The organism is Sandarakinorhabdus sp., from assembly GCF_041689835.1.
Taxonomy (GTDB): Bacteria; Pseudomonadota; Alphaproteobacteria; order Sphingomonadales; family Sphingomonadaceae; genus Sandarakinorhabdus.
On the sequence record NZ_JBDNFM010000009.1, the window covers coordinates 1 to 10,855 of the forward strand.

Annotated in this window: 14 protein-coding genes and 1 pseudogene; 9 read left to right on the forward strand and 6 right to left on the reverse strand. The window is 65.7% G+C overall.

Annotated elements, in window-relative coordinates; all coding sequences use genetic code 11:
- A partial coding sequence (locus ACESL8_RS00310) for a hypothetical protein (protein ID WP_372914712.1) occupies positions 1 to 605 on the reverse strand: 605 nt, incomplete at its 3' end.
- A 41-nt stretch (positions 606 to 646) separates the two neighbouring features.
- Between ACESL8_RS00310 and ACESL8_RS00315 the strand changes: the two genes are divergently transcribed.
- Entirely contained in the window at positions 647 to 1,255 is a 609-nt protein-coding gene (locus ACESL8_RS00315) for a 2-hydroxychromene-2-carboxylate isomerase (RefSeq protein WP_372914714.1), read from the forward strand.
- Here the strand turns inward: ACESL8_RS00315 and ACESL8_RS00320 are convergent.
- On the reverse strand, positions 1,177 to 1,932 hold the full coding sequence (locus ACESL8_RS00320) for an IS5 family transposase (protein WP_372914716.1): 756 nt from the start codon (positions 1,930 to 1,932) through the stop codon (positions 1,177 to 1,179). The genes ACESL8_RS00315 and ACESL8_RS00320 overlap by 79 nt on opposite strands.
- Between ACESL8_RS00320 and ACESL8_RS00325 the strand changes: the two genes are divergently transcribed.
- Positions 1,879 to 2,763 carry a methyltransferase gene (locus ACESL8_RS00325; RefSeq protein ID WP_372914718.1) on the forward strand — a complete coding sequence of 295 codons (885 nt, stop codon included), beginning with the start codon at positions 1,879 to 1,881 and terminating at the stop codon, positions 2,761 to 2,763. The genes ACESL8_RS00320 and ACESL8_RS00325 overlap by 54 nt on opposite strands.
- Here the strand turns inward: ACESL8_RS00325 and ACESL8_RS00330 are convergent.
- Positions 2,760 to 3,500, reverse strand: coding sequence for a hypothetical protein (locus tag ACESL8_RS00330; RefSeq protein WP_372914720.1), 741 nt, complete (start codon positions 3,498 to 3,500; stop codon positions 2,760 to 2,762). The genes ACESL8_RS00325 and ACESL8_RS00330 overlap by 4 nt on opposite strands.
- Before the next feature lie 77 nt (positions 3,501 to 3,577).
- Between ACESL8_RS00330 and ACESL8_RS00335 the strand changes: the two genes are divergently transcribed.
- Positions 3,578 to 4,066 carry a CinA family protein gene (locus tag ACESL8_RS00335; RefSeq protein WP_372914722.1) on the forward strand — a complete coding sequence of 163 codons (489 nt, stop codon included), beginning with the start codon at positions 3,578 to 3,580 and terminating at the stop codon, positions 4,064 to 4,066.
- On the opposite strand, the gene ACESL8_RS00340 is transcribed toward ACESL8_RS00335, so the two are convergent.
- The gene (locus ACESL8_RS00340; RefSeq protein ID WP_372914725.1) at positions 4,063 to 4,488 is read right to left on the reverse strand and encodes a VOC family protein; all 426 of its coding nucleotides are present in this window, start codon (positions 4,486 to 4,488) and stop codon (positions 4,063 to 4,065) included. The two genes, ACESL8_RS00335 and ACESL8_RS00340, sit on opposite strands and share 4 nt — an antisense overlap.
- A 32-nt stretch (positions 4,489 to 4,520) precedes the next feature.
- On the opposite strand from ACESL8_RS00340, the gene ACESL8_RS00345 reads away from it, so the two are divergent.
- From ACESL8_RS00345 to tatC, 4 genes are all read left to right on the forward strand, one after another.
- Complete coding sequence (locus tag ACESL8_RS00345; protein ID WP_372914728.1) at positions 4,521 to 5,531, forward strand: NADP-dependent oxidoreductase; 1,011 nt, start codon at positions 4,521 to 4,523, stop codon at positions 5,529 to 5,531.
- An 83-nt stretch (positions 5,532 to 5,614) separates the two neighbouring features.
- Complete coding sequence (locus ACESL8_RS00350) at positions 5,615 to 5,848, forward strand: twin-arginine translocase TatA/TatE family subunit (RefSeq protein ID WP_372914730.1); 234 nt, start codon at positions 5,615 to 5,617, stop codon at positions 5,846 to 5,848.
- Positions 5,849 to 5,885: 37 nt separating this feature from the next.
- Positions 5,886 to 6,314: a Sec-independent protein translocase protein TatB gene (tatB, locus tag ACESL8_RS00355; RefSeq protein WP_372914732.1), complete on the forward strand. Its 429-nt coding sequence runs from the start codon at positions 5,886 to 5,888 to the stop codon at positions 6,312 to 6,314.
- Positions 6,311 to 7,117: a twin-arginine translocase subunit TatC gene (tatC, locus tag ACESL8_RS00360; RefSeq protein WP_372914734.1), complete on the forward strand. Its 807-nt coding sequence runs from the start codon at positions 6,311 to 6,313 to the stop codon at positions 7,115 to 7,117. The genes tatB and tatC overlap by 4 nt, the downstream gene beginning before the upstream one ends.
- On the opposite strand, the gene ACESL8_RS00365 is transcribed toward tatC, so the two are convergent.
- Positions 7,114 to 7,248 (reverse strand): entericidin A/B family lipoprotein, encoded by a 135-nt coding sequence (locus ACESL8_RS00365; protein WP_372914736.1) that lies wholly within the window; start codon positions 7,246 to 7,248, stop codon positions 7,114 to 7,116. The genes tatC and ACESL8_RS00365 overlap by 4 nt on opposite strands.
- A gap of 82 nt (positions 7,249 to 7,330) precedes the next feature.
- Between ACESL8_RS00365 and glnE the strand changes: the two genes are divergently transcribed.
- Together glnE and ACESL8_RS00375 are read left to right on the forward strand one after the other, a co-directional pair.
- Positions 7,331 to 10,081 (forward strand): bifunctional [glutamate--ammonia ligase]-adenylyl-L-tyrosine phosphorylase/[glutamate--ammonia-ligase] adenylyltransferase, encoded by a 2,751-nt coding sequence (gene glnE / locus ACESL8_RS00370; RefSeq protein ID WP_372914738.1) that lies wholly within the window; start codon positions 7,331 to 7,333, stop codon positions 10,079 to 10,081.
- A 2-nt stretch (positions 10,082 to 10,083) separates the two neighbouring features.
- Positions 10,084 to 10,542: a peroxiredoxin gene (locus tag ACESL8_RS00375; RefSeq protein ID WP_372914740.1), complete on the forward strand. Its 459-nt coding sequence runs from the start codon at positions 10,084 to 10,086 to the stop codon at positions 10,540 to 10,542.
- A 192-nt stretch (positions 10,543 to 10,734) separates the two neighbouring features.
- Here ACESL8_RS00375 and ACESL8_RS00380 read toward each other — a convergent pair.
- Positions 10,735 to 10,855, reverse strand: a pseudogene (locus ACESL8_RS00380) (IS630 family transposase); the annotation flags it as partial.

The following is a 10,855-nucleotide window of genomic DNA, read 5'->3' on the forward strand; positions in this document are numbered from 1 at the left end:
AGTTGCAGCCGCAGATTGTCGCCGTCGCTCACCGTCTCGTCAGGTGGGGCATGGCCGGCGGCGACGAGCGTGTAGGCCAGATCAAAGGCACGCTGTTCATCGCTGGCAATGCTGCGCTGCACTTCACCGATCAGTTCGGGCGGCAGATCGGCCAGCCATTTGGGATTGGATTCGGCAACCAGTTGCAACGTCTGGGCGGCGCCCGGCATGTCGCCGGTGATGGCACGCAGCACGAACAACTGGCGCAGCAGCAGCGGGGTGGGGTTCAGCGCCGCATCAACCGCCAGTTCGATGGCGGCGCGGGCTTCGGCAAATTTGCCGATCCGGGCCAGTGCAAAGCTGCGCAGCCCTTCTACCTGGCCCTTTTCGGCCGGGAGATCGGAGGCATGGAGCAGCGGATCGAGGATGGCGAGCGCATCGTTCGGCTTGCCGGCATCGACCAGCGCAGCAGCCTGGGCCAACCGGTCTTCCCGAGCCGTCGCAGCACCCGGCGCAGCGGCCGCAGCAATAGTCGGGGCAGCCGACGGTGCGGCGCTTGGGGCCGCTGCGATCAACAGCGCCGTCAGCGGTGCCAGCAAAAAGACCGGTTTGAAACGTTGCATCATGGCCTCACAGTAGCGCCGCGAATGGATTTGGGGAGAGGGTCATGACGGCACAGGTGGAATTCTTCTTCGATTGCTCCAGCCCGTGGACGTATCTGGGCTTCGAGGCGCTGGCGAAGGCGGCCGATGAGGATGGATTCGGCATCGTCTGGCGGCCGTTTCTGGTGGGCGGCGTGTTTAACACGGTGAACCCCAGCGTGTATGAAATGCGTTCGAAACCCGTGGTGCCCAAGGCGCGTTATTTAACCAAGGATCTGCACGACTGGATTCGCCGTTCCGGCCTGTCGATCAAGTGGACGCCCAGCATATTCCCGGTCAACAGCGCGCGGGCGATGCGGCTGTGTCTGGTGGCGGACGAGATGGGCCAATGCGAAGCCGTCGCCCGCCGCATCTTCCAGCTTTATTGGGGCGAGGATCGCGACATCAGCCAGCCCGATGTGCTCGCACAAGCCGCAGCCGCTGGCGGGCTGGACGCAGCGGCGCTGGAACGGGCCGATGCGCCGGAGGTGAAGGCGAAATTGCGCGCCAGCACCGATGAACTGATTGCGCGCGGCGGTTTTGGCAGCCCGACGTTTTATGTGGGCAGCGGCGACATGTATTTCGGGCAGGATCGCATCACCCTCGTGCGTGAGGCAGCGGCGCGGGCGCGGTAAATGACGGGCTGACTTGGCTCTGCAGGCCCACTGGCGGCAACGTGAGTAAAAGTAGAACACGTTGCCATAAGTGAGTCGTTTGATTGCCGCCTGTCGCCTATCTCGTGCCGTCTGTGCCCAAAGCCGCCCCGGCCTCTGCCGCGCCTCTGCCGCGCGGTTGGCGCTGGATGGCGGACGATGGTGCTGTCGATCATGTGCTGCCAGTTGTCGGTCAGGCCGATATCGACCAACGTCTGCAACAGGGCATCCCCGACGCCCTGTTCGGCCCAGCGGCGGAACCGGACACAAACCGAGTTCCACTTGCCGTAGCGCTCGTGCATGTCTCGCCAGGGGCAACCGGTCCTCAGCACATCGAGCATGCCGTTGAGAAACAGCCGGTTGTCGCCGGCAGGGCGTGCCCAGCGACCGCGTTCCGGCGGTAGCAGCACCCCGATGATCGCCCATTCCTCGTCCGTCAGATCGCCTCGGAACAACGCTGCCTCTAAAAGACAGCCTTGAATCGGATAAAATCCGATCCGGGAATCCTCTTTTGTCAACAGAACCGGGGGCGGAGCCGTGATTTCCATTGAGGGTGGCCGTGCCCTGTGCCACCAATTCCACCAGCAGCAATCAGGGTGGGATGAATGGCAACGGACACGGCAGAGGCAGTCACCGCCGGCCAGTTCTGGGATCGTCATGTGCGTAGCCCGGACGACCGGGTGAACTGGTGGTCCAGTGACGCCTGCACCGCGGCCTATAACGAACAGGTTTGCGGCGAGGCTGTGCCGGGCAATTCGCGCGGCTGCCGCATCGCGCTGGCCGCAGCGGCGGGCCGGCCATTGGGGCGCGGCGTTTCGGTGGGCGCTGGTGCGGGCGACAAGGAACGCGCGCTGCTGCTGGACGGCATCGTTGGCGAGATGCGGCTGTGGGAGTTGTCCGAACGCCGCGCCGCCGAAGCCCGGGCGCGGGCGCAGGCTGACGGCGTGGGTGACCGGCTGGAGGCGCGCATCGGCAATGCCTTTGTGGAGGAAACCGGCGCCTTCGATCTCGTCACCTGGGATCACAGCCTGCACCACATGCCCGATATCGATGCCGCGCTGGCGTGGAGCGTGGCGCGGCTCAACCCCGGCGGCTGGCTGATGATCAACGATTATTTCGGCCCCAACCGCCTGCAATGGCGGCGCGATGAAGTGCAATTGTGCAACCGTCTGCTGGACGAGATCGACCGCACCCACGGCACAAGCCTGCGCCGGGTGCGCCGCAGCAACATCCTCACCCGCCTGCGCATGCACCACCGCGACCCATCCGAAGCCCCGCACAGCGAGGCGATCGCCGCCGCCATCACCCGCCACCTGGGCGCGGCGGTGAAACCGGTGGGCGGACTGGTGATGAACATCTTGGGCGGCATCGTCGTGCCGGCCTTCCCCGAAAATCACCCCGCCATCGCCGCACTGGTGGCGGCGGACCGCGCCGCGCTGGCCACCGGGAAGTGGCATTTCGGCTTCACGCTCTGGCAGAAGCCGGCCTAATCCGGCGGGGCGATTTTCATCATGTCCACCAGCGCTGGGCCAAGATGTTGGGTGAGCAGGGCGCTTTTGCTCAGCAATGGCGACGACAGATGCACCGGCACCATCACCGCCAGCAGCAGCCACGTCGCCGGATGCACACGCCCTATCTGCCGCCGATCGTGCAGTGCCAGCCAGACCAGAACGGCATCGCCGATCACGGCACTGCCCAGATCCGTCCACGGCGGTACCGGCGGCAGCACCAGCATCAGCCGGCTGGCCGCCGCCACGAACAGCGCCACGGCGGCGCCCAGCATGAAGCGGCGGTGCCAATCGGGATGGCGGCTGGCGGTGAACAGGGCCAGGCTGCTCATGAGGGTGAACAGCCCAAGATCGACGACATTATAACCGGAAAAGAAATAGGGTTCCGGGTTGCCGGCGGCGATGCGGCGCATGGCGGCGGCCGGGATCATCGGCACGCCGGTGAACACCACCGCGCCGCTCAACCATGCGCCCGCGATGCCCCATTCGCGGTGCCGCGCCAGCTTGCGCTGCGCCGCCAATTGCACTTGCCACGCATAAAGCAGCAGCCAGGCAAAGCAGAGCGCGCCGTGGACGTGCAGCAAGCCATAAAACAGCTTCGACCCGCTCGCCATTGGCCCGAAATAGGTGAGGGGGAAGCTGACGAGCGCCAGCGCCACCATCCCCCAGCCGGAAATCAGGAAAAATCGGCTGCGCGCCGGTGCTGCTTGCGTGGTCATGCAGGCCCCCCCTGCCAATTACTTGGCCGATTGCGCCTGCCATTGCCAGCCCCCGGCACGCCGGCCATATTCGGTGTATGACCATGGAAAATCTGTTCGCCGCCGGTGCCCGCGTGGCGGAACAATTGAAAGCCCGCCGCGAGACCGTGGCGGTGGCCGAATCCGCAGCCGGCGGGCTGATCTCGGCGGCGCTGCTCGCCGTGCCCGGCGCGTCAGCCTTCTATCTGGGCGGCGCCGTCGTCTACACGCCCCGCGCCCGCCACCGGCTGCTGGGGCTGCGGCGGGAGGATGTTCGCGGCTTCATGTCTGCCACCGAGCCGTTCGCCCTGCTGATGGCGCAAACCATCCGCAAGCAGCACAGCGTCACCTGGGGCATCGGCGAAACCGGCGCTGCGGGGCCGAACGGCAATCCCTATGGCCACGCCGCCGGGCATGATGTGGTGGCGGTGAGCGGCCCGGTGCAGGCGGCCCGCACCATCGCGACAGGATCAAGCGACCGCCAGGCGAACATGGTGGCGTTCGCAATGGCGGCGCTGGAATTGTTGGAGGAGCAGTTGGGCGGTTAGTCCCCCAACGTCACGCTCCCATCGGGTCCCGGCAGCATGAACGGGTTGTAGGCCACTTCCCACGGGTGGCCGTCGGGATCGCAGAAATAGCCGGAGTAGCCGCCCCAGAAGGCATCGTGGGCGGGTTTTTGCAGGGTTGCGCCGTTGGCGACGGCGCGGGCGAGGAGTTCGTCCACCTCGGCCTTGCTGGCGACATTGTGAGCGAGGGTGAAGCCGCCGAAACCGGGGCCTCTATCCGTCATGCTGCAATCTTCGGCCAATTTGTCGAACGGGTAGATCGCAAACGCCATGCCGCCGCACTGGAACAGGGCGATGGCGTCGAATTTGCGGGCCTTGCGCGGCCAGCCCATCGCCTCCCAAAAGGCGACGGCGCGGGGGAGATCGTCGGTGCCGAGGGTGACGATGCTGATGCGTTGGTCCATGATGCGCTCCGGTTGAATGGGGAGACGATGGCATGACGGCTGGAACAATGAAACGCATCGTGTTGGCGCGGCATATCGTGGGGGTGCCGACGCCGGCGGATTTCCAGCTGGAAACGCTGCCGATCCCGGCGCTGGAAGACGGGCAGTTGCTGATTGCCAACCGCTTCATCAGCTGTGATCCTGGCACGCGTTCACGGCTGTCGCCCGGCGCGTCTTATGCGCCGCCGCTGAAACCCGGCCAGATGGTCGATGGCTTTGCCGTGGGTGAAGTGATCGAAAGCCGCCATCCGAAGTTTGCCGTGGGTGAGAAATTGATGGGCACGGGCTGGGCCACCCACATGGTGTCGAGCGGGCGCGGTTATCTTGCCAAGGTGCCCGACATGGATGTGCCGCTGTCCCTGTGGAATGGCATATTGGGCGTGCCGGGGATGACGGCGTGGTTTGGACTGAAGCGCGTCGCGCAGATGCAGGCCGGGGAGCGCGTGCTGGTGACCAGCGCGGCCGGGCCGGTGGGAGCGACGGCGGGCCAGTTGGCAAAAATCTGGGGTGCGGGCCACGTGGTCGGCATTGCCGGCGGGGCGGAGAAATGCCGCTGGCTGACCGAGGAATGCGGCTTTGATGCTGCGCTGGATTACAAGGCGCCGGATTTCGACGCGCAGTTTGCCGCCGCCAGTGCCGATGGCTGGGATGTCTTGTTCGACAATGTCGGCAACGCCAGCGTCGACCGCGCGCTGCCGGTGATGCGCATGAAGGGCCGCATCGTGATTTCAGGGCAGGTGGCGGATTACAACCTGACGCCGCAAGACGCGCCGGGCATCCATCACATCCGCGAATTCATCGGCAAACGGCTGCGCATGGAAGGGCTGGTGGTGTTTGACGATCTGCCGCAGTTCCCAGCCGCGCAAACGGAACTCGCTGGGCTGATCCGGGCGGGCAAGATGCGGTATCGCGAGGAAATCTTTGACGGCATTGCCAGCTTGCCCGCTGCGTTTTGCGGGCTGTTTACGGGCCAGAGTTTTGGGCGGCGCCTGATCCGCATCTGACAGGCGCGCTTGCAATTACTGGCAAAGCCGCCACCTTGGGCGTAAGAAGCGCATCTGTTTCGCACAACGGCGAGGATATTGTCATGGGTTCGTTCAGCCTCACGCACTGGCTGGTGGTTATTCTGGTGGTTGTACTGTTGTTCGGCCGTGGCCGGATTTCGGATTTGATGGGTGATTTTGCCAAAGGTATCAACAGCTTCAAGAAGGGGCTGAATGATAACGACACCCCGCAAGCCAACCCGTCGGCACCGCCGGCGCAGGTGACGCAAACCCCGCAGGCACCCGCCAAATCCCCGGTCGAGGACGCGCGCGGCTGACAGCCGGGAAAGGGCTGGTTTCGGCCCCTGATCGAAAATGTTCGGTATCGATTCCCTTGAAGTGATGGTGATCGCACTGGTGGCCTTGCTGGTCATCGGCCCCAAAGACCTGCCCAAGGCGATGCGCTGGGTTGGCCAATGGGTGGGCAAGGCCCGCGCCATGAGCCGCCATCTGCGCACCGGCTTTGATTCGATGATGCGCGAATCCGAGCTGGAAGAAATGCAGAAACTTTGGGCGCAGCAGAACGACGCAATCATGAACGCGACGGCGCTGCCGGCAAACGCGCTGCCCGATTTTTCCGGCCCAGTGCCTGCTTACGAGCCTTGGCCGGCGCCCGAACTATTGCCTGGACTGGCGCCCGAACCGGCCGCGATCGAAACCCTGCCAGAAACGGCAACAGCGAAGCCCAAGCGCGTGCGCAAACCGCGTGCCAAAAAGCCCGCCGAAACGGGCGAGCCGGCATGAATCCGGAGCCCGATCGCGCCGACATCGATGCCAGCAAGGCGCCGTTGCTCGATCATCTGATCGAACTGCGCGGGCGGCTGCTGCGCTGTGTGGTGTATTTCGCCATCGCCTTTGCCGTGTCGTTCAGCCAGGCCGGGCCGATCTTCGATTTCCTCGTGCAGCCACTGGTCGATGCTTCCGGCAAGGGCGCGCGGCTGATCTACACCAAACTGTATGAAGCGTTTTTCGTCGAAATCCGGGTGGCGGCTTTTGCCGGGTTTTGCGTAGCGTTTCCGCTGATTGCCAATGAATTGTGGCGGTTTGTGGCGCCCGGCCTGTATCGGCGCGAGCAAAAGGCGTTGCTGCCGTTTTTGCTGGCGACGCCGATCCTGTTCACCTGCGGCGCGGCGCTGGCCTATTATGGCGTGATGCCGGCGGCCTTCCGGTTTTTCCTGGGGTTCCAGCAGGTTGGCGGCACGGGGGGCATCAACCGCGAAGCCTTGCCAGCGATGGGCGATTATCTCGATCTGGTGATGAGCATGATTTTGGCGTTCGGGGTCGCGTTTTTGTTGCCGGTGCTGCTGATGCTGCTGGAGCGCGCCGGCATCGTCAATCGCAAGCAGTTGATCGCCGGGCGGCGGTATGCCGTCGTGGCAGCATTCGTGCTGGCCGCCGTACTTACCCCGCCCGATCTGTGGAGCCAGATCGCGCTGGCGATCCCGCTGCTGCTGCTTTACGAAATCTCGATCATCGGCATCTGGTTCACCGAGCGCCGCCGCGCCAAGGCGGAAGCGGCAGGCCAGTCAGGCCAAAGCGCCGTCTAATCTTTTGCGGCACCCGCCGATTCCTCGATGGCCTTGCCAACGCTGTTGATGTCGCGCCCGGCGCCCTGGACGGTGTTGCAGGCCGTCAGCAACACCAATGCCGCCACTAGGCCGAATCTCAAATTCTTCATCGTTAGCCACTCCCGTTGAATTGAACGCGCAGCTTGCCGTCAGCCGGCTTGCTGGCGGCTGAACGGGCTGGCATCAGGGGCAATGAATTTTGTCTTGCCTGCCGCTGTGGTGCCGCCTGAACTGGCGGCCCTCCTGCCGTCCGGGCTGACGCCTGCCCTCACCAAAGCCGCGGGTGCCGCGTGGGCCGATGCACCCTTTCTCAAGGGTCTGATTCGCGGCCGGCCGGCAACATTGGCGCTGCTCGCCGCTGCCGGGCCTGAAGCCGCTCTGGCCGCTGCGCTGGCACAGGCGGGCGATGCTGCGCAGCCGATCATGCCGCGCTTGCGCACCGCCCGCCGCGATGTGGCGCTGGTGGTGGCGCTGGCCGATCTGGCCGGCTTGTGGGGGCTGGAGCAAGTGACGGCCGCGCTGTCGGACTTCACCGATCTGGCCATCGATGCCGCCATCGCCGCCGCGCTGGCCGAACGCGGGGCGCCGCCGCGCGGGCTGACGGCGCTGGCGCTGGGCAAGCTGGGCAGCCGCGAGCTCAATTACAGCTCCGATGCCGATCTGATCTTTGTGCACGATCCTGATCTGATCCCGCGGCGGGGCAACGAAGATTCCGGCGAGGCTGCCGTGCGCATCACGCGCCGCGCCGTCGCCATTCTGGGTGATCTCACGCCCGATGGCTATGTCGCCCGCATCGATCTGCGGCTGCGCCCGGCCAGCGAAATCACACCGATGTCGATCAGCCTGGCGGCGGCGGAACATTATTATCAATCCGAAGCGCTCACTTGGGAACGCGTTGCCTTCATTCGCGCCCGCGCCGTGGGCGGTGATGTTGCCATGGGCAGCGATTTCCTCGTCCGCATCCGCCCCTTCGTGTGGCGGCGCAGCCTGGATTACACTGCGGTGCGCGATATCCAGTCGGTATCGCTGCGCATCCGAGACCACTTCGACGGCGGCCAGGCAGTGGGCCCGGGGTTTGATCTGAAACGCGGGCGCGGCGGTATCCGCGAGGTGGAGTTCTTTGCCCAGATCAACCAGCTGATCTGGGGTGGGCGTGATCCGGCGCTGCGCTGCCCGGCAACGCTGGATGGCTTGGCCGCGCTGGCCGCTGCTGGCCATGTGCCGCCGGCCGAGGCGGAGCGGCTGGCCGCCAGTTACCGCGCGCTGCGCACCCTGGAGCACCGGTTGCAGATGCGCCGCGACGAACAGACCCACGCCGTCCCGCGGCTGATTGCCGATCGCCAAGCCGTCGCCCGGCTGTGCGGGCTGAAGGATGCCAAGGCGCTGGAGGCCGGGCTTGCCCGCCTCACCGATCCGGTCGCGGCAGCCTATGACCGGTTGATCCAAGCCGCCGCGCCCGCGGCAACGCCGGTGCCGGCCGATCCCAAGGCCTGGCTCAAACAGCATCACCCCGCTTTGGTGAAACTGTTGCCGCCGCTGATCGCGAGTTGGCGCCAAGGCAAATATCGCGCCCTGCGCAGCGAATCGGCGCGGGCTGATTTCGAGGCGGTTCTGCCCATGCTGATCGAACGGCTGGCGGCAGCGGCCGATCCCGCCACAGCCGCCGCCCGGCTTGATGGCCTGCTGGCGGCGCTGCCGGCGGGCGCGCAATTCCTGGCTTTGCTGCGCGCCAATCCGCGGCTGGTGGGCCTGCTCGGCAATCTGGTGGGCATCACGCCGGTGCTGGCGCAAGCGTTGGCCCGCGATCCGGCGCTGTTTGATGTGATGTTGTCGCCAGATGCCTTTGCGCCCTTGCCGGATGCGGAGACGCTGACAGCGCAACTCGCCGGCCTGTGCCGGGGGGCGCAGGGCCTCGAAGACGTGCTCGACCGCGTGCGGCGCTGGACGGCGGAATATCGCTTTCAATTGGGCGCCCAGCTGATCGAGGGCCATGCCGGCGCGCTGGCGGTGGGCCGCAGCCTGGCTGATCTGGCCGATGCGGCCGTGCGCATTCTGCTGCCGGTGGTGGCCGCTGATTATGCTGCCGTCCATGGCCGCGTGCCGGGCGGCGAGCTGGTGGTGCTGGCGCTGGGCCGGCACGGCGGCCGGGCGATGACCCATGCCTCCGATCTTGATCTCGTTTTCTTGTTCAGCGGCCACCACGAGACGCTGTCAGACGGCGCCAAGCCATTGCCGGCCAGCCAGTATTTCAACCGGCTGGCGGCGCGGCTGGTCACCGCCCTGTCGGTGCCGACAGCGTCCGGCGCGCTTTATGAGGTGGATACGCGGCTGCGGCCGTGGGGGGCAAAGGGCAATCTGGCGCTGTCGGTGGGCAGTTTCGCCCGCTACCAGATGGAAGAAGCCGAAAGCTGGGAGCACATGGCCTTGACCCGCGCCCGCGTTGTGGCGGGGCCGGCCGCTGATGCTGATGCCGTGATTCACGCCGTGCTGTCGCAGCCGCGTGACGTGGGCGCGCTGCGCTCCTCCGTGCTGCAGATGCGCGCCGACATGGCCGCCGCCAAGAAACCGCAGGGGCGGTTTGATGTGAAGCTGGCCGCGGGGGGCCTGGTTGATCTGGAATTCATCGTGCATTTCCGCCAGCTCGCGTCGGCGCGCGGCCTGCATCCCGAACTGCCGGCGGCGCTGGCGCAGCTGATTGCCGATGGCCAGCTGCCGGCCGATCTTGCCCGTGCCCACGATGTGCTGGCGCGCTGTCTGATCTGGCTGCGGCTGCTGTTTGCCGGCGCGCGGGTGCCCGATGCCCTGCCCGATCCGGTGGCGGCGATCTTGGCCCGCGCCCTGGGTGCGGCAAATTTCGCCGGACTGGTGGAGCAACTGGCCATCGCCAGAGAGCAGGTGCGCGTGGCATGGGCACAGACATTCACCCAAGGAGACCGCCTGTGAGCATGCCGCAACCCGGAACCGCCGCCCCCGCTTTCATGATGGAGGGTGACAACGGCCCGATCAGCCTTGGCGATTTTTCCGGCAAGAAACTGGTGCTCTATTTCTATCCCAAGGACGACACCCCGGGCTGCACCAACGAAGGCAAGGCGTTTTCGGCGCTGCAGGCGGATTTTGACGCGGCCGATGCGGTGGTGGTGGGCGTGTCGCGCGACAGCGCCGCCAGCCACGCCAAGTTCCGCGCCAAATATGGCCTGACCGTGCTGCTGGGCAGCGATCCCGGCGTGGTTACCGAAGCCTATGGTACGTGGGTTGAGAAATCCATGTACGGCAAGAAATACATGGGGATCGAACGCGCCACCTTCTTGATCGGCCGCGACGGCGGGGTTTCCGAGGTGTGGGGCAAGGTGAAGGTGCCCGGCCATGCCGAGGCGGTGCTTGCCGCCGCCCGCGCTTTGGGCTGACGGCTGCCAGAAATTCTTTGTACGCCGCGCTACTCGCACAAAACCGGGTAAAATGCCGGCGGCAAACCGGATCAAGGCTGGAGGGGACTCCCGCCCGTCTCGATTCGCCGCCGGCGCCCTCGCACACCGCCCTCCAAGAGGGCCGATCCGGTCAAAGAGGGGGTGTCACGGTCTAATACCAAGTCGCGATAATCATGACCCATGTGCCCATTGGCGCATTCCGATGGATTTGATGCGGTCTGGCTGATCGATCAGCTTGTTCCAGGCGTCACAGCAGTGATCGACGATTTCGGTGTAGGACCCGAAGATGCGG